The 18,071-nt window shown below is 62.7% G+C and carries 17 protein-coding genes; 10 read left to right on the top strand and 7 right to left on the bottom strand.

From position 1 onward, the window contains the following. The first annotated feature begins 241 nt into the window (after positions 1-241). Positions 242-478, top strand: coding sequence for a 50S ribosomal protein L28 (rpmB, locus tag SA496_RS25290; protein WP_077525540.1), 237 nt, complete (start codon positions 242-244; stop codon positions 476-478). A 10-nt stretch (positions 479-488) separates the two neighbouring features. Beyond that, complete coding sequence (gene rpmG / locus SA496_RS25285) at positions 489-644, top strand: 50S ribosomal protein L33 (protein WP_003464575.1); 156 nt, start codon at positions 489-491, stop codon at positions 642-644. Positions 645-833: 189 nt separating this feature from the next. Here the strand turns inward: rpmG and SA496_RS25280 are convergent, their stop codons facing one another. Then, positions 834-1,199 (bottom strand): cupin domain-containing protein, encoded by a 366-nt coding sequence (locus SA496_RS25280; RefSeq protein WP_330114664.1) that lies wholly within the window; start codon positions 1,197-1,199, stop codon positions 834-836. A gap of 14 nt (positions 1,200-1,213) precedes the next feature. Beyond that, positions 1,214-2,554 (bottom strand): aspartate aminotransferase family protein, encoded by a 1,341-nt coding sequence (locus tag SA496_RS25275; protein WP_330114663.1) that lies wholly within the window; start codon positions 2,552-2,554, stop codon positions 1,214-1,216. Between the two features lie 229 nt (positions 2,555-2,783). Between SA496_RS25275 and SA496_RS25270 the strand changes: the two genes are divergently transcribed. Together SA496_RS25270 and SA496_RS25265 are read left to right on the top strand one after the other, a co-directional pair. Further along, positions 2,784-4,277, top strand: coding sequence for an aldehyde dehydrogenase (locus SA496_RS25270; protein ID WP_120653946.1), 1,494 nt, complete (start codon positions 2,784-2,786; stop codon positions 4,275-4,277). Positions 4,278-4,403: 126 nt separating this feature from the next. After that, positions 4,404-5,555 (top strand): MFS transporter, encoded by a 1,152-nt coding sequence (locus SA496_RS25265; protein WP_120653947.1) that lies wholly within the window; start codon positions 4,404-4,406, stop codon positions 5,553-5,555. A gap of 96 nt (positions 5,556-5,651) precedes the next feature. On the opposite strand, the gene SA496_RS25260 is transcribed toward SA496_RS25265, so the two are convergent. Next, complete coding sequence (locus SA496_RS25260; RefSeq protein WP_153919087.1) at positions 5,652-6,974, bottom strand: NAD(P)/FAD-dependent oxidoreductase; 1,323 nt, start codon at positions 6,972-6,974, stop codon at positions 5,652-5,654. 99 nt (positions 6,975-7,073) lie between these two features. Further along, positions 7,074-7,562, bottom strand: coding sequence for an Lrp/AsnC ligand binding domain-containing protein (locus tag SA496_RS25255; protein ID WP_016495366.1), 489 nt, complete (start codon positions 7,560-7,562; stop codon positions 7,074-7,076). A gap of 158 nt (positions 7,563-7,720) precedes the next feature. On the opposite strand from SA496_RS25255, the gene dadA reads away from it, so the two are divergent. From dadA to SA496_RS25230, 5 genes are all read left to right on the top strand, one after another. Further along, on the top strand, positions 7,721-9,019 hold the full coding sequence (dadA, locus tag SA496_RS25250) for a D-amino acid dehydrogenase (protein ID WP_120653949.1): 1,299 nt from the start codon (positions 7,721-7,723) through the stop codon (positions 9,017-9,019). Beyond that, on the top strand, positions 8,994-9,347 hold the full coding sequence (locus SA496_RS25245; RefSeq protein ID WP_120653950.1) for a RidA family protein: 354 nt from the start codon (positions 8,994-8,996) through the stop codon (positions 9,345-9,347). The genes dadA and SA496_RS25245 overlap by 26 nt, the downstream gene beginning before the upstream one ends. A gap of 67 nt (positions 9,348-9,414) precedes the next feature. Further along, positions 9,415-10,482, top strand: coding sequence for an alanine racemase (alr, locus tag SA496_RS25240; protein WP_330114662.1), 1,068 nt, complete (start codon positions 9,415-9,417; stop codon positions 10,480-10,482). Between the two features lie 198 nt (positions 10,483-10,680). Then, positions 10,681-11,229, top strand: a complete 549-nt coding sequence (locus SA496_RS25235; RefSeq protein ID WP_120653952.1) for a cupin domain-containing protein — start codon at positions 10,681-10,683, stop codon at positions 11,227-11,229. Positions 11,230-11,361: 132 nt separating this feature from the next. Next, positions 11,362-11,784, top strand: coding sequence for a c-type cytochrome (locus SA496_RS25230; RefSeq protein ID WP_069086241.1), 423 nt, complete (start codon positions 11,362-11,364; stop codon positions 11,782-11,784). Positions 11,785-12,016: 232 nt separating this feature from the next. On the opposite strand, the gene SA496_RS25225 is transcribed toward SA496_RS25230, so the two are convergent. Both SA496_RS25225 and rep read right to left on the bottom strand, forming a co-directional pair. Then, on the bottom strand, positions 12,017-12,589 hold the full coding sequence (locus tag SA496_RS25225) for a xanthine phosphoribosyltransferase (protein ID WP_120653953.1): 573 nt from the start codon (positions 12,587-12,589) through the stop codon (positions 12,017-12,019). Positions 12,590-12,632: 43 nt separating this feature from the next. Further along, positions 12,633-14,645, bottom strand: coding sequence for a DNA helicase Rep (gene rep / locus SA496_RS25220; RefSeq protein ID WP_330114661.1), 2,013 nt, complete (start codon positions 14,643-14,645; stop codon positions 12,633-12,635). A 256-nt stretch (positions 14,646-14,901) separates the two neighbouring features. On the opposite strand from rep, the gene SA496_RS25215 reads away from it, so the two are divergent. After that, positions 14,902-16,575: a putative bifunctional diguanylate cyclase/phosphodiesterase gene (locus tag SA496_RS25215; protein WP_120653955.1), complete on the top strand. Its 1,674-nt coding sequence runs from the start codon at positions 14,902-14,904 to the stop codon at positions 16,573-16,575. Positions 16,576-16,607: 32 nt separating this feature from the next. Here SA496_RS25215 and SA496_RS25210 read toward each other — a convergent pair whose 3' ends face one another. Then, complete coding sequence (locus SA496_RS25210) at positions 16,608-18,038, bottom strand: NorM family multidrug efflux MATE transporter (RefSeq protein WP_120653956.1); 1,431 nt, start codon at positions 18,036-18,038, stop codon at positions 16,608-16,610. Positions 18,039-18,071: the final 33 nt, after the last annotated feature.

Raw genomic sequence — 18,071 nt, 5'->3', positions numbered from 1 at the left:
CCTTGGTGCGGCGGCACGGGTATGATTGCGGCATTCCCGAGCCTGTGGGTAAATCGCTACGTCCCTTGCTGCACTAGGGTCTTTCTGATATAAAGCAGCGCTCTTTTCTGGGGGCCCGGTCTTTCGCAGTCAATATGCGGCCGGTAAGACCCCGACGAGACGGGCGTTCAAGCGCCCAAAATGTGAGAGTTCAAGCGGCCAACCCATGCCGGGTTGGGCATGTGGTTTAGAGGGCTGAGTCATGTCGAGAGTCTGTCAAGTAACCGGTAAGGGTCCGGCTACTGGGAACAACATTTCCCACGCAAACAACAAAACCCGTCGTCGTTTCCTGCCGAACCTGCAGCACCATCGCTTCTGGGTCGAGTCCGAGAAGCGCTTTGTACGTCTGCGCGTTTCCGCCAAGGGCATGCGTGTAATCGACAAGCGCGGCATCGACGTAGTTCTGTCTGAACTGCGCGCCCGCGGCGAAAAGGTTTAAGGAGCTAATCATGCGTGAACTGATCCGTTTGGTGTCCAGCGCCGGTACCGGCCACTTCTACACCACCGACAAGAACAAGCGCACTACTCCCGACAAGATCGAAATCAAGAAATTCGATCCGGTCGTGCGTAAGCATGTGATGTACAAGGAAGCCAAGATCAAGTAATTGATCCGGCCCTTGTCGAGAAAGCCCGCCTTGTGCGGGCTTTTTCATGCCCGGAATTTAGCTGCCAGGCAAGAACCACAGGACGGGCCCGGTGGCGCTCCACTCAAGCCGCCCAGCGGGGAGCTTCTACCGCGGCCATAAAAAAGCCCGCACTAGGCGGGCTGAAGGGTGACATCGGATAAGGCAGGTTTAGCGGGCGGCCTGCTCGAAGATCACGTAGACCTTGCGGCAGGGCTCAAGGACTTCCCAGGTACCGGAAAAGCCGGCCGGGATGACGAAGCGGTCGCCAGCCCGAACGGTCTTGGCGTTGCCGTCCGCATCGCGGATCACCGACACGCCCTGGAGAATCTCGCAGTATTCGTGCTCGCTGTAGCTCACCGTCCAGTGACCCGCGGCGCCTTCCCAGATCCCCACGTTGAACTGGCCGCATGGGCTGCCGTAGTGGTTGCGCACGCTCTGCTCCGGGTCTCCCTTGAGGATCTTCTCGGGGGCCGGGCGGTAATGCTCCGGTGCGGTGGTGGCCTGGGCGAAGTCGACAATCTGCTGGATGTTCATTTTGCGGTCCTTGTTCAGACGGCCTTGCGGATGGAGTCGGCGAGCTTGCCGACGAGAATGTCGATCTGTTCCTTCTCCACGATCAGCGGCGGCGACATGGCGATGGTGTCGCCAGTGACGCGCACCATCAGGTCATCGTGGAAGCACTGTTCGAATACCTGGAAGCCTCGCTTGCCGACGCCTTCGGCGCCTGGAGCGAGCTGTACGCTTCCGACCAGGCCGACGGCTCGGATGTCGATTACGTTTGGCAGGTCTCGCAGGCTGAGCAGTGCATCCTGCCAGTAGCCTTCCAGCGCGACAGCGCGCTCGAACAGGCCCTCGCCCTGGTAGATATCCAGGGTTGCCAGGGCGGCGGCGCAGGCCACCGGATGGCCGGAATAGGTATAGCCGTGGAAGAACTCGATGGCACTTTCCGGACCTTGCATGAAGGCTTGGTAAATAGTCTCGGCGACGAACACCGCGCCCATGGGAATGGCGCCATTGGTCAGGCCCTTGGCGCAGGTGATGATGTCCGGGGTAACGCCCCAGCGCTGGGCGGCGAAGGCTTGCCCGACACGACCGAAGCCTGTGATGACTTCGTCGAAGATCAGCAGGATGCCGTGCTTACGAGTGATCTCGCGCAGGCGTTGCAGGTAGCCCACCGGCGGCAGGATCACGCCGGCCGAACCGGACATGGGTTCGACGATCACCGCGGCGATGTTCTCGGCGCCATGCAGGGTCACCAGGCGCTCCAGTTCGTCGGCCTTCTCGATACCGAATTCCGGCAGGCCCCGGCTGAAGGCATTGCGCTGGATGTCCAGGGTGTGCGGCAGGTGATCGACGTTCGGCAGCAGGGCAGGGAAGGCCTTGCGGTTGTTGACCATGCCACCGACAGAAATGCCGCCGAATCCGACGCCGTGGTAGCCCAGCTCGCGGCCGATCAAGCGGGTGCGGGTACCCTGGCCGATGGCGCGCTGGTAGGCCAGGGCGATCTTCAGTGCGGTATCCGCCGACTCCGAGCCGGAGTTGGTGAAGAACACCTTGTTGAGACCTTTGGGGGCGATATCGGCCAGGCGTTCAGCCAGTTCGAAGGGCAGGGGGTGTCCCATCTGGAAAGTCGGTGCGAAATCCAGCTTGGCAATCTGTTTGCTCACCGCCTCGGTGATTTCGCGGCGTCCGTGGCCGGCGTTGCAACACCAGAGCCCGGCAGTACCGTCGAGGACCTGGCGGCCATTGGTGCTGGTGAAGTACATCCCTTCGGCGCTTTCCAGCAGGCGCGGCTTGGCCTTGAACTGACGGTTGGCGGTGAAGGGCATCCAGAAATCATCAAGACTGTTGGATATTCTGTCCGGTTGAGGCGCGTAGGCGTTTGTCATTGTGACCACCAGAGAAGGCAAGGTGTGGTGTTGTAGTGATTTTGCCGGAGTCTATGTTTAATATAACGAACATGACAAGGCTGTTTGGCCGGCAACTGTAAAATATATTGAAAAGGCTGGGCTCTCTGGTTTAGGGTTGCGAAGATGGCCAGATATAGGTCGGCCTTGCAGAATTTTTGACAGTGCATGCCTGAGCTGGCGGCACTCTTCTAATAAGAGGAAAGCTCCGATGACCACCCTGACCCGTGCAGACTGGGAACAACGCGCCAAGTCCGTGCAGATCGAGACCCGCGCCTTCATCCATGGCGAATACACCACCGCCGTTTCCGGCGAGACCTTCGATTGCATCAGCCCGGTCGATGGTCGTCTGTTGGGCAAAGTAGCCAGCTGTGATCTGGCTGATGCCGAGCTGGCCGTGAAAGATGCCCGCGCCGTGTTCGAGTCCGGTGTGTGGTCGCGTCTGGCGCCGGTCAAGCGCAAGGAAGTGATGATTCGCTTCGCCGACCTGATCGATGCCCACGCCGAAGAGCTGGCCCTGCTGGAAACCCTGGACATGGGTAAGCCGATCAGCGACTCCCTGAGCGTTGACGTCCCGTCCGCATCCCGCGCCATCCGCTGGAGCGGTGAGGCCATCGACAAGATCTACGACGAAGTCGCTGCCACCCCGCACAACGAGCTGGGTCTGGTAACCCGCGAGCCGGTGGGCGTGGTCGCTGCGATCGTGCCGTGGAACTTCCCCCTGCTGATGACCTGCTGGAAGCTCGGCCCGGCCCTGTCCACCGGCAACTCGCTGGTGCTCAAGCCGTCTGAAAAGTCGCCGTTGACCGCCATTCGCCTGGCCCAGCTGGCCATCGAGGCCGGTATCCCGGCTGGCGTGCTGAACGTGCTGCCGGGCTTCGGCCACACCGTGGGCAAGGCCTTGGCCCTGCACATGGATGTCGACACCCTGGTGTTCACTGGCTCCACCAAGATCGCCAAGCAACTGATGATCTACGCTGGCGAATCCAACATGAAACGCGTCTGGCTGGAAGCCGGCGGCAAGAGCCCGAACATCGTCTTCGCCGACGCCCCTGACCTGCAGGCCGCCGCCGAAGCCGCTGCCGGCGCCATCGCCTTTAACCAGGGCGAAGTCTGCACCGCGGGTTCGCGCCTGCTGGTAGAGCGCTCCATCAAGGACAAGTTCGTGCCGATGGTGGTCGAGGCGATCAAGGCCTGGAAGCCAGGCAACCCGCTGGACCCGGCGACCAACGTCGGCGCCCTGGTGGACACCACCCAGATGAACAACGTCTTGTCCTACATTCAGGCTGGCCATGATGACGGCGCCAAGCTGGTTGCTGGCGGCAAGCGTGTGCTGGAAGAAACCGGCGGCACCTACGTCGAGCCGACCATCTTCGACGGCGTGGACAACGCTATGCGCATCGCCAAGGAAGAAATCTTTGGCCCGGTGCTCTCGGTCATCGCCTTCGACAGCGAAGAAGAAGCGGTCGCCATCGCCAACGACACCATCTACGGCCTGGCCGCGGCGGTGTGGACCAACAACCTGTCCCGCGCCCACCTTGTCGGCAAGGCCCTGCGCGCCGGCAGCGTCTGGATCAACCAGTACGACGGCGGCGACATGACCGCGCCCTTCGGCGGCTTCAAGCAGTCCGGCAACGGTCGCGACAAGTCGCTACACGCCTTCGACAAGTACACCGAGCTGAAATCCACCTGGATCAAGCTCTAAGTTCCAACTGAGGTCCGCCCCCATCATTCGGGGGCCGGCTCTTCGAGCCACGCCTGCGGCCGGGTTTCCAGCGATGGAACCCGGCCGTTTTTGCTTTGCCCCACACGGAAAGGGAGGACATTGGCAATGCGTTGGGGAACCTATTTCGCCGTTTGCGGTGCGGTCATCAGCATCGGCCTCGCCTTGGGTGTGACCATGCCGCTTGTCTCTTTGCGGCTGGAGAGCTGGGGCTACGGCAGCTTTGCCATTGGTGTCATGGCGGCGACCCCGGCGGTAGGTGTTCTACTTGGAGCGGTGATCGCTGGACGCTTGGCCGCCCGCTTCGGCACTACGACCCTGATGCAGCTCTGCCTGCTGGTGGGCGCATTGTCCGTGGGCTTACTGGCGCTGGTTCAGGTTTATCCGGTCTGGCTGTTGCTACGGTTGTTGATCGGTGTTGCCCTGACCGTGGTGTTCATCCTCGGTGAAAGCTGGATCAACCAACTGGCAGTGGAAGAGTGGCGCGGCCGCCTGGTTGCCCTTTATGGCACCGGCTACGCCCTGAGCCAATTGTCTGGCCCGCTGCTGCTCACGGCACTCGGTACTGGCAATGACCTCGGCTTCTGGACCGGCACCGGTCTGCTGGTCGGTGGTTCCCTGCTGCTGCTCGGCCGTACTGGCGCGCCCAGTGTCGACGCCCATAGCGCTTCGGGGCGCGGTCTCTGGTCCTTCTGTGCACGCTTGCCGACCATCGCCTGGGCGGTCGTGCTGTTCGCCGCCTTCGAAGCGATGATGCTGACCTTGTTGCCGATCTATGGCCTGCGCCAGGGGTTCACCCAGGAAGTGGCCTTGTTGATGGCCAGTGTGGTGGTCGTGGGTGATGCCGCCCTGCAGCTCCCCATCGGCTGGCTGGCAGACCGCATGTCCCGCCTCAGTCTGTTTCGTGCCTGCGGCGTCACGCTGCTGGCGAGCAGCCTGGCCATTCCGATTCTGCTGCATACGCCGCTGATCTGGCCGATCTGGGTGCTGTTCGGGGCCAGCGCGGGTGGGCTCTTTACCCTGGCGCTGATCCTGATCGGCGAACGCTATCGGGATGACGAGCTGGTGCGAGCCAACGCCCATATCGCGCAGCTCTGGGGGATCGGCTGCCTGATCGGGCCACTGGTAACCGGTGCGGCAAGCCAGTGGATAAGTGGCCACGCACTGCCGCTGATGATGGCCTTGGGCGCAGCGGGTTTCGTCTGGTTGGCCTGGACCCGCGAATTGTTCGAGGACGGCGCCGAGGCTGTTCCCGACTGAAATCCGGATGAGGCAGAGCAAAGCGAAACCCATCGCGGCGGAACGGCCAATTGATGGGGTTCGCAGTTCGGGCCAAGCCTGATTGATGCAGTGGGATCAGGCGATCCCCACGGCTTCCTTCATCCGGTACCAGAGCATGCCGAGGGCCAGCAGCGGTGAACGCAGATGGCGACCACCCGGGAAAGTGATGTGCGGCACTCTGGAGAAGATGTCGAAACCGTTGCTCTGTTCGCCGCAGATGGCCTCTGCCAGCAACTGTCCGGCCAGGTGAGTGGCGTTCACGCCGTGACCGGAATAGGCCTGGGCGAAGTAGACATTGGGCTGGTCGGGCAGCTTGCCGATCTGCGGTAGACGGTTGGCGCCGATGCCGATCATGCCGCCCCAGTGGTAGTCGATACGCAGGTTCTCCAGTTGCGGGAATACCTTGAGCATCTTCGGTCGCATGTAAGCGGCGATGTCCGCCGGGTCGCGCCCCGAATAGTGGCAAGCACCGCCGAACAGCAGGCGGTTGTCAGCGGAAAGGCGGTAGTAATCCAGTGCCACGCGTTGGTCGCAGACCGCCATGTTCTGCGGCAACAGTTGATGGGCAAGATCGGCGGACAGCGGCTCGGTGGCGATCACGTAGCTGCCGGCGGGGAGCACCTTGCCACCGAGGGTGGAGTTGAGGTCATTCATGTACGCGTTGCAGCCCAGTACCAGGGTCTTGGCGCGGACGTGTCCCCGGGCGGTATGCACCTTCACCTCGGGGCCGTAGTCGATCCGGGTGACGGCGGAATGCTCAAACAGGCGCACGCCAAGGGAATGTGCGGCAGCGGCCTCGCCCAGGGCGAGGTTCAGCGGATGCAGGTGGCCGGAACCCATGTCGACAAGGCCGCCAACGTAGCGGTCCGAGCCGACCACGCTGCGCATCTCATGGGCTTGCAGCAGGCGCATTTCGTGGCGATAGCCGAGGCCTTTCAGCTCTTCCATGTCTTCGGCGAAACCCGCGAGGTCGCGTGGCTTGTTGGCCAGATCGCAGTAACCCCAGGTCAGGTCGCAATCGATGGAGAACTCCGCGACACGGCGGCGAACGATCTCCACCGCTTCCAGGCCCATCAGCTTGAGCGAACGCACGCCCTCGGCGCCGATCACCGACTCGAACTGCTCGACACCATGGCCAACGCCGCGGATCAATTGCCCGCCATTGCGTCCGCTGGCGCCCCAGCCGATCTGCCTGGCTTCCAGCAGCACCACGGAACGACCGCGCTTGGCCAGTTCGATCGCCGTGTTCAGCCCGGAGAAACCGCCACCGACAATGCACACATCGGCCACCTCCTCTCCCACCAGGGGCGGGTGCTCGATGCGCCGGTTGGCGGTCGCTGCGTAATAGGAAGGGGCGTGCTGTTCGGTGTGCACCGGGATGCGAACGCGGGCGTTCATGTGCGAAATCCTGATTTTATTGTTTGGAAAATTTGACGCCCGGGCAGGATAAGGCGAACCCCCGAGCTATGCCAAGGGGTTCGGAACGCTCGTAACAAATCAGTCGGGAATCGGCAGGTTCAGTGACTCTTTCACTTCTTCCATGACGATGTAGGACTTGGATTCGCGCACGTGGGGCAGTTTCAGCAGGATGTCTCCGAGCAGCTTGCGGTAGGAGGCCATCTCGTTGATCCGCGCTTTCACCAGATAGTCGAAGTCACCCGAGACCAGGTGGCATTCCAGCACATGGGGAAGCTTGAGGACGGCGCGGCGAAAGTCTTCGAAGGTGTCGCCGGACTTGTAGTCCAGGCTGATCTCGACGAATACCAACAGGCTTGCCTTGAGGTGCTGCGGGTTCAGGCGGGCGTTGTAGCCGAGGATGATGCCCTCGCGCTCCAGGCGGCGCACACGCTCGGTGCAGGGCGTAGTAGACAGCCCCACGCGCTCGCCCAGCTCGGTGAAGGAGATCCGGCCGTCTTCCTGCAGGATTCGTAAAATATTCCGGTCTATCTTGTCCAGTTCACGACGGGATTGGTGCTGGGTGCGCATGGTGGATGCCCCTCTGTTGAAGCGTATTCTGCCGAGAATTATCGCCAAATATCCCTATCTATATAGTGAATATCACTGGGTTTGTCTCCATATACTTCGCGCCAACGACGCTCAAAATAACAAACGCAGCGGAATCCCCGTTGCGAATGGAGACAGACATGCGAGTAATGGTCCTTGGCAGTGGCGTGATCGGTACGACAAGCGCCTATTACCTGGCCCAAGCAGGGTTCGAGGTGGTCGTGGTCGACCGCCAGAACGCCGTGGCCATGGAAACCAGCTTCGCCAACGCTGGCCAGGTTTCCCCCGGTTATGCATCGCCTTGGGCGGCGCCCGGCGTGCCGCTGAAGGCCGTCAAATGGATGCTGCAGCAGCACGCGCCGCTGGCCATCCGTACCACCAGCGACATCGATCAGTACCTGTGGATGACGCAGATGCTGCGCAACTGCACCGCCGCCCGCTATGCGGTGAACAAGGAGCGCATGGTGCGTCTGTCCGAGTACAGCCGCGATTGCCTCGACGAACTCCGCGCTGAAACCGGCATCAGCTATGAAGGCCGTGCGCTCGGTACCACCCAACTGTTCCGCACCCAGGCTCAGGTCGATGCTGCCGCCAAGGACATCGCCGTACTCGAAGCGTCCGGTGTGCCCTACGAACTGTTGGATCGTGATGCCATCGCCCGCGTCGAACCGGCCCTGGCCAACGTCAAGCACAAGCTGGCCGGCGCCCTGCGCCTGCCCAACGACCAGACCGGCGACTGCCAGATGTTCACCACCCGCCTCGCCGAGATGGCGGAGAAGCTGGGCGTGGAATTCCGCTTCGGTCAGAACATCGAGCGCCTGGACTTCGCTGGTGACCGCATCAACGGCGTGTGGATCGATGGCAAGCTGGAAACCGCAGACCGCTACGTGTTGGCGCTGGGCAGCTATACCCCGCAAATGCTCAAGCCGCTGGGCATCAAGGCGCCGGTCTATCCGCTCAAGGGGTATTCGCTGACCGTGCCGATCACCAATCCGGCCATGGCTCCGACCTCGACGATTCTCGACGAGACCTACAAGGTCGCCATCACTCGCTTCGACAACCGCATCCGCGTGGGCGGCATGGCCGAGATCACCGGCTTCAACCTGGACCTGAATCCGGCTCGCCGCGACACCCTGGAGATGATTACTGCCGACCTCTACCCGGAAGGCGGCGATCTGTCCCAGGCAGTTTTCTGGACCGGCCTGCGCCCGGCGACCCCGGACGGCACGCCGATCGTGGGTGCCACTCCGTTCCGCAACCTGTTCCTCAACACCGGGCACGGCACCCTGGGTTGGACCATGGCCTGCGGTTCCGGCCGCCTGCTGGCTGACCTGATGGCGCGCAAGCGTCCGGAGATCAGCGCAGAAGGCCTGGATATCTTCCGCTACGGCAATTCCAAAGAGACCCCGAGCAATGCCAATCCAGCGCCTGCGCACTGAAACCCGTTACAGCGAAATCGTCATCCACAACGGCACGGTCTACCTGGCTGGCCAATTGGATGAGAAGCACAGCGCGGGCGTCGGCCAGCAGACTCGCGAAACCCTGGCCGCGATCGACGCGATGCTGGACGAAGCCGGTACCGACAAGAGCCGCATCCTGTCGGTGACCATCTACCTGAGGGACATGGCGGCGGACTATGCCGCGATGAACGCGGTGTGGGATGCGTGGGTGCCTAAAGGCGCCGCTCCGGCCCGTGCCTGCGTCGAGGCGAAGATGTACTCGCCCGATGTACTGGTAGAAATGACAGTCGTCGCCGCTCTTCCTTAAGTTTCTTGCTCAGCCCGGCGTTCGCGCCGGGTTTTTTCCACCCGATCAAATAGAAGAAGCCCTCGCCATGCGTCCCGCCCGTGCCCTGATCGATCTTGAAGCCCTGCGTCATAACTACCGCCTGGCCCGCGAAGTCAGCGGCGCCAAGGCGCTCGCCGTGGTCAAGGCTGATGCTTATGGTCATGGCGCGGTGCGCTGCGCCCAGGCGCTGGAATCCGAGGCCAACGGTTTCGCGGTGGCCTGTATCGAGGAGGCGCTGCAACTGCGCGCGGCCGGCATCCGCAAGCCGATCCTGCTGCTGGAAGGTTTCTTCGAAGCTGATGAACTGGAGCTGATCCAGGAGCACGACTTCTGGACCGTGGTGCACTCCAGCTGGCAGTTGGAGGCGATCGAACGCACCAACCTGCACAAGTCGCTGACCGTTTGGCTCAAGCTGGATTCGGGCATGCACCGCGTTGGCCTGCACCCGGCCGAGTACCGTGATGCCTGGCAGCGCCTGCAGGCGAGTGGGAAGGTCGAGAAGATCGTATTGATGAGTCACTTCGCCCGCGCCGATGAACTGGATTGCACCAGCAGCGTTAAGCAGGTGGCCGTTTTCGAGCAGGCCCGCGCCGGGCTCGAGGCCGAAGTCAGCCTCCGAAACTCCCCGGCTGTGCTGGGCTGGCCGCAAGTCCCAAGTGATTGGGTGCGACCTGGGATCATGCTCTACGGTGCGACGCCCTTTGAGCAGCCCAATTCACTGGCGGAGCGCCTGAAGCCGGTGATGACCCTTGAGTCGAAGATCATCAGTGTGCGCGAGCTGCCTGCGGGCCAGCCGGTTGGCTACGGCGCCAAGTTCGTCACCGAGCGCCCGACTCGTGTCGGTGTGGTCGCTATGGGATACGCCGATGGCTATCCGCGCCATGCGCCCACCGGCACCCCGGTGAGCATCGATGGACGGCCGAGCCGTCTGATTGGCCGGGTCTCTATGGACATGCTCACGGTTGACCTCACCGATCTGCCCGATGCAGGCCTGGGCAGCCGCGTCGAACTCTGGGGCAATGAGGTTCTGGCCAGTGAAGTGGCCGCGCACGCCGGCACCATTCCCTACCAGATATTCTGCAACCTGCGCCGGGTGCCGCTCGTCTACAGCTGATTTCAATTTCACGGCGAACTGATCGGTATATTGATCATTTCGCCGACATTACCTGTTATTTTCCCGACGTTCTCCAGTGCTCACCTGGGGAGGGTAAAGTTCGTCCCGGATCAACAGCCGAAGTGTTGTAAATACTGAACGCTGTTGCCATGATACGGCGACCGTGACTACCCCTGATCCCCAAGGAGGATCCCGCCATTGGACGTCGGCGTTCGACTGCAAGCCATCCGTAAGCTGAAAGGCCTGTCCCAGCGTGAGCTCGCCAAGCGCGCGGGTGTCACCAACAGCACGATTTCCATGATCGAGAAGAACAGTGTCAGCCCTTCCATCAGTTCGCTGAAGAAGGTGCTGGGGGGTATTCCCATGTCGCTGGTGGAGTTCTTCTCCCTCGATCTTGAGCAGGAAAACCAGGTCCAGGTGGTTTATCGGGCATCCGAACTCACCGATATCTGCAGCGGTGCCATCACCATGAAGCTGGTGGGCAAGGCCCACCCAAGCCGCGCCCTGGCGTTCCTCGACGAGACCTATCCGCCAGGTTCCGACACGGGCGATGAGATGTACGCCCATGAAGGAGAAGAGGCCGGCATGCTCGTGGAAGGCCGCTTGGAACTGACCATCGGCAGTGAGGTGTACGTTCTCGAGCCTGGCGACAGCTATTACTTCGAAAGCAGCAAACCGCACCGCTTCCGCAACCCGTTCGATGCCCCGGCACGCCTGATCAGCGCGACCACCCCGGCGAACTTCTGAATTCGATTACCGCCACGCACATTTCCCTGCGACAAGTTGGGTTGTTTCAGCGCGGCGGACTAACCGTATATACTTCCGCCCGCTCGCGAAACCGTGGCCGCGGGCGATACTAGCCACGATGAGGGTGTAAGGGTGAACCTAATCAAGAAGATGCTGGCGGCCCATGCTGCCGTATTGGCCCTGTGGGCTGTTAGCGCCCAGGCCGCGACCGACGACGCCATTGCCGAGCGAATCAAGCCGGTAGGCGAGGTCTGCGTACAGGGTCAGGAATGCAAGGGCGTTGGCGCCGTAGCAGCCGCTGCTGGCGGCGGTGCGCGTACGCCGGACGACATCATTGCCAAGCACTGTGGCGCTTGCCACACCGCTGGCGTGCTAGGCGCACCGAAGATCGGTGATACCGCTGCCTGGAAAGAGCGTGCTGACCACCAGGGCGGTCTCGACGGCATCCTGGCCAAGGCCATCACCGGCATCAACAGCATGCCGCCGAAAGGCACCTGCGCTGACTGCACCGATGATGAGCTGAAAGGCGCCATCAAGAAGATGTCCGGCCTGTAACAGCGCCGACATCAATGAAAAAGCCGCCCAAGGGCGGCTTTTTCATGTCTGCTCGCTGCGACCTGTTGTCGCAGCTACTGGTCTTCCCGCTGTGGGTGGCGGATTCATTCCGCGGGGCCGGCCGAACTCAGTCCCGTCGGTTGGGTAGAGCAAGGCGGAACCCAGCCTTCGGCAGCACGTAGTCCTGCTTGGCGAATGAATTCGCCCCACAACATGGCGAGCCGATCGCGGGTCAGTCGAGGAAGGCGACCTGGCCGTCGGCAAGCGATGCGACGCGTGCGAGGGACTCGATCCGATAGCCTTCGCTTTCCAGCAGTGCGCGGCCTTCCTGGAAGGACTTCTCGATCACGATGCCGAGCCCGGCGACGTTGGCGCCGGCCTGCTGGATCAGGTCGATCAGAGCCTTGGCGGCGTGGCCGTTGGCGAGGAAGTCGTCGATCACCAGCACGTTGTCTGCGGAGGTCAGGTGCTTGGCCGAGATGGCGATGGTGCTCTCGGTCTGCTTGGTGAAAGAGAACACCTTGGAGATCAGCAGATCGTTCTTCAGGGTCAGCGACTGGAACTTGCGGGCAAAGATCACCGGCACGCCCAGTTCCAGGCCAGCCATCACCGCTGGCGCGATGCCGGAGGCCTCGATGGTGACGATCTTGGTGACGCCCTGGCCGCGGAACCGCTCGGCGAACTCATGGCCGACCTGCTGCATCAGGCGCGGATCAATCTGGTGGTTGAGGAAGGCGTCGACCTTCAGTACCTGGTCGGACAGGACAATGCCTTCTTCACGAATCTTCTGTTTCAGCGCTTCCACGCCAGTACCCTCATGTATGGCCCGGTCTGCGCCGGGATATTGATTACGACTTCTTCAGCATGGCACGGATGTCGGACAGGGCTGTGTTGCCGCGCGCGGCCTTCACCTCCACTGGTGCGTCGTCCATGCCTTCCCATTCCAGGTCTTCCTGGGGCAGTTCTTCCAGGAAGCGGCTGGGGGAGCAATCGATGATCTCGCCGTACTGCTTGCGCTTGGCGGCGAAGGTCATGGCCAGGTTCTGCCGCGCGCGGGTGATGCCCACGTAGGCCAGGCGGCGTTCTTCTTCGATGGTGTCCGCTTCGATGCTGGAGCGGTGGGGGAGGATGTCCTCTTCCACGCCCATGATGAAAACGTAGGGGAACTCCAGGCCCTTGGAGGCATGCAGGGTCATCATCTGCACACCGTCGGCACCTTCTTCTTCCTCCTGCTGACGCTCGAGCATGTCGCGCAGCACCAGTTTGGCGATGGCTTCCTCGATGGTCATGCCGCCTTCTTCATCGCGCTCCAGAGTGTTCTTCAGGGCATCGACGAGGAACCAGACGTTGCCCATGCGGAAGTCGGCGATCTTGTCGCTGGAGGCGTTCTGGCGGATCCAGTTTTCGTAGTCGATGTCCATCACCATGCTGCGCAAGGCGGCGATGGGATCGTTCTGCGCGCATTGCTGGCGCACGCCGTCGATGAAACGCTTGAAGCGCTGCAGGCGCTCGGTGAAGCGGCTGTCGAGGTGCTCGGACAGGCCCATCTCGTCGCACGCGGCGAACATCGACACGCCGCGCTCGGTGGCGTAGTTGCCGAGCTTCTCCAGGGTCGTGGAGCCAATTTCCCGGCGCGGTACGTTGATCACCCGGAGGAAGGCGTTGTCGTCGTCCGGGTTCACCAACAGGCGGAAGTAGGACATCAGATCCTTCACTTCCTGGCGACCGAAGAAGCTGGTGCCACCGGACAGCCGGTAGGGAATCTGGTGGTGCTGGAGCTTGAGCTCCATCAGCTTGGCCTGGTGGTTGCCCCGGTAGAGGATGGCGAACTCGCTGTAGGGCCGCTGGGTGCGCAGGTGCAGGGTGAGGATTTCCATGGCGATGCGCTCGGCCTCGGCATCCTCGTTGCGGCAGCGGATCACCCGGATCGGATCGCCCACGCCCATTTCGCTCCACAGCTGCTTCTCGAACACGTGGGGGTTGTTGGCGATGAGGATGTTCGCGCATTTGAGGATGCGGCTGGTGGAGCGATAGTTCTGCTCCAGCATCACCACCTTCAGCGACGGGAAGTCTTCCTTCAGCTGCATCAGGTTTTCCGGCCGCGCACCACGCCAGGCGTAGATCGACTGGTCATCGTCGCCGACCACGGTGAACTGGGCGCGATGCTGCACCAGCAGTTTCACCAGCAGGTACTGGCTGGCGTTGGTGTCCTGGTACTCGTCCACCAGCATGTAGCGCACACGGTTCTGCCACTTTTCCAGGATGTCGGGATTGTCCTGGAACAGCTTCACCGGCATCAGGATCAGGTCGTCGAAGTCCACCGCGTTGTACGCCTTGAGCGTGCGCTGGTAGTGCAGGTAGACGACGGCAGCGGTCTGCTCCTTCGGGTTGCGCGCCTTGGCCAGCGCCTCCTCCGGCAGGATCAGGTCGTTCTTCCAGTTGCCGATGTAGCCCTTGATCTCGTCGACGCCATCATCCCCGGCATATTCCTTCTGCATGATGTCAGTCAGCAGCGCCTTGATGTCCGACTCGTCGAAGATCGAGAACCCGGGCTTGAAGCCCAGGCGCGCGTGCTCCTTGCGGATGATGTTCAGGCCGAGGTTGTGGAAGGTGGAGACCGTCAGGCCCTTGCCTTCGCCGCCGCGCAGTAGTGTGCTGACGCGCTCTTTCATTTCGCGCGCCGCCTTGTTGGTGAAGGTCACCGCGACGATGTATTGCGCGCGGATTCCGCACTGCTGCACCAGGTAGGCGATCTTGCGGGTGATCACGCTGGTCTTGCCGGAGCCGGCGCCGGCGAGCACCAAAAGCGGACCACCGACGTAGTTCACGGCTTCCTGTTGCCGAGGGTTGAGTCGGGACATGCTGGGGCTGGATCAAGGCGAATGGCCGCGCATTCTATCAGGCCGGCCGGGTTGTACCGAAGTACCTCTGGGCAACTGTGATGCAACCTCGATTGCTGGTGAGTTGCCCTTGGAAATTTCCACGCAGCCAGTACGATGTTGCTGTCTTCATCGGCGAATTGGTGAAGTCCGCGCAGGGATGCGTGGTAAGAGCGACGCCGAAATGGCGCAGCCTGGCGCGAAAGCGCCGAAGAATCTGTGACCCCGGGGAGGTCATTTGTCCGCGCTCGTCGAGCCCCTGCGCATGCTCCTGCTGGCGGAATCGCCGGCCTGGGCTGAATTGCTTCGCGAACTCATGGCCGCGATGGGCAGCGCATCCTCCCTGATCACCGCCACCTCCTGGGACGTGGCAAGCAGCCTGGCCGACGAACTCGATTGCGCCCTGGTGCTCTGTACCCCGCGCCTGCTGCCTTCGGCCGGGCGCTGCTCACTGCCGATCATCCTGCTGCTGGAAGAAGAGCCCGCCGAAGCCCCCCAGGGAGTCAGCGACTGGCTGGTTCGCGAGCACCTGGGCCCAGACACGTTGCGCCGCACGCTGCGGCACATCCGTGAGCGGCGGAACCTGCAGCACGCCCTGGAACGTCTGGCCGAGCAGGACCCGCTCACCGGAATCGCCAACCGCCAGGGCTTCCAGACCCTACTGGCCGCGCGCCTGGTGGAATACGAAGGGCGTGGCCTGGCCCTCGGCCACCTGGACCTGGACAACTTCCGCCATGCCAACGACGCCCTCGGCTACCAGGCCGGTGATCGCCTGATCCTCCAGGTGGTGGCGCGGCTCAGGGCGCAATTGCGCGCCGGTGACCAGCTGGCGCGCCTGGGCAGTGACGAGTTCGGTCTGCTGCTGGATACCCGACGCGATCCAGCGCGTGCGGTGCGGGTCGCTGAACGTATCGCCGAGGCTCTGGCCGAGCCCTACCAAGTAGACGGCGAGAGCCTGCTGCTGGGCTGCAGCCTGGGGCTGGCCTACGCCAGTACCAGCGAGGGTGCCGATCCGTTGATGTGGCATGCCCACATCGCCATGCAACAGGCCAAGGCCAGCCAGGGTTGCACCTTCCATGTCTTCGATGAGCGCATCAATCGCAGTGCCCGCAGTCGCGCCGATCTGGAGAGCGAACTGCGCCGTGCGTTACGCCGGGACGAACTGGAACTGCACTACCAGCCGCGACTGTGCCTGGAGACCGGCAACATCCTTGGGCTGGAGGCTCTCGTGCGCTGGCGCCACAACGAGCGCGGCCTGCTTACGCCCAACGAATTCGTACCGTTGGCTGAGGAAAGTGGCCTGATCGTGCCATTGGGCTACTGGGTGATCTCCCGCGCCCTGCGCGACATGCAGTGGCTGCGGGGGCGAGGGCTGCCGCCGTTGCACATGGCGGTGAACCTGTCGTTCCGCCAGTTCCAGGACAGCCAATTGCTATCCACGCTAAGCCGGCTGATCCGCGAACGCGGGGTCGATGCGCGCTGGCTGGAGTTCGAACTGACCGAAACGGCGGTGATGCGCCGCAGCGAGCAGGTGCGTCAGACCATGGATGCATTGGGGCATCTGGGTGTGCGTTTCTCCCTCGACGACTTCGGTACCGGCTTCTCGTCCTTCGTTCACCTCAATAGCCTGCCCATTGCGCTGCTGAAGATCGACAAAAGCTTCGTTGGCGGCATGCATGACCGCCCCGAGAACCGCCAATTGGTGAAAGCCATGATCAACCTGGCGCAGAACCTCAAGTTGGAAGTGGTGGCCGAGGGTGTGGAAAACGCCGAGCAGCTATCGCTGTTGCGCCAGTTCGGCTGCAATCAGGTCCAGGGCTACTGGATCAGTCGACCACTGCCACTGGCCGAGCTGGCGCGATTCCTGGTGTTCGGCGCGCGCCAGGCGCTGATTGCCCGCCAGGAACCCTGAGCCAGCTGCGCGCCGACCTTGCAGGGGCGATATCAATCGCCAAGCGGGTCGCAGGTTTGCACGAGGGCAGCTTCGCCGCCCCTGGCGAATGAATTCGCCCCCACAGGCTCTGGCTGCAACAGCCGCGCAGTTTTCCATTCGAAACCCAGCGTCAGCCCCAGCGCTGCGCACGCCAGCCCCAGCGCGAGACCCCACCAGACTCCGGTCGCGCCCCAGCCCAGGGGGAAGGCCAGCAGCCAGGCTGTCGGAGCGCCCACCAGCCAGTAGCAGCCAAGGCCGACCAGGAAAGTGGTCTTGGCGTCCTTGAGGCCACGAATGGCGCCCATGGCGATGGTCTGGATGCCGTCGAACAGCTCGAACCAGGCCGCCACCGCCAGCAGGCTCACCGCCAGTTGCACGATGCCGTGGAACTCCGGGGCATGGCGGTCGAGGAACAGGCCCACTACCAGCTCCGGCGCGACCCAGAACAGCACCGCGAAGGCGAGCATGCAGCCGGCGCCGAAACCGATACCCAGGCGCCCGGCGCGGCGCGCTTCCTCAAGCCGACCAGCACCAAAATGCTGGCCGATGCGGAAGGTCACCGCGTAGGAAATCCCCACCGGAACCATGAAGGCCACGTACACCGACTGGATGGCGATTTGGTGCGCCGCCAACTGAGTGCTGCCCAGGGCGCCCATGCACAGGGCGGCGAAGGCGAACAGGCCGGACTCCACCGCATAGGTGCCGCCGATGGGCAGGCCCAGGCGCACCAGTTCGGCCAGCGCCTCGCGGGATGGCCGTTGCAGACCCTTGAGCAGCGGATAGGCCGAATAGGCCGGGTTGCGCACGATATGCCAGGCGAGCAACAACGCCATCGCATTCATCACCACGGCAGTCACCAGGCCAATGCCCGCGAGGCCCATTTGCGGCAGGCCGAACATACCGTGGATCAGCGCGTAGTTGAGGAGGAAGTTGGTCAGCGCCCCACCAATGCTGATGGCCATGACCGGTCCGGGTCGGCCGATGGCGCTGGTGAAACCGCGCAGGGCCATGAAGCCGAGATAGCCGGGCAGGGCGAAGACCAGCGTGGAAAGGAACTGCATGGCGCCTTCCACGCTTTCTGGCGCCTGGCCGAAGGCGAGCAGGATAGGCTTGAGATTCCACAGCAGCAGGCCCGCGCCCAGGGCCATGGCGAAGGCCAGCCAGAGGCCGCTCTGGGTCAAGCGGGTAGCGCCGACTTTGTCGTCGGCGCCGTGGCGGATGGCGACCAGATTACCCACGGCGGCAATCACGCCGACACAAAAAATCGACACGAAGGAGTAGCTGGCAGCACCCAGGCCACCACCGGCCAGGGCTTCGGGGCCGATCAGGCCCATCATCACGGTGTCGGTGAACACCATCACCACATGGGCCAGTTGGGCCGCGATCAGCGGTCCGGCCAGGCGCAGTATGGCGACCAGTTCATTGCGTATGCTCTGCGGCATGAGTAAGGCTCACTGTCTCGGAGGGCCGGCCAA

This window comes from Pseudomonas sp. JS3066 (genome assembly GCF_036328175.1).
Taxonomy (GTDB): Bacteria; Pseudomonadota; Gammaproteobacteria; order Pseudomonadales; family Pseudomonadaceae; genus Metapseudomonas.
The sequence above is the reverse complement of the archived record's forward strand: the minus strand, read 5'-3'. Positions and strand labels throughout refer to the sequence as shown.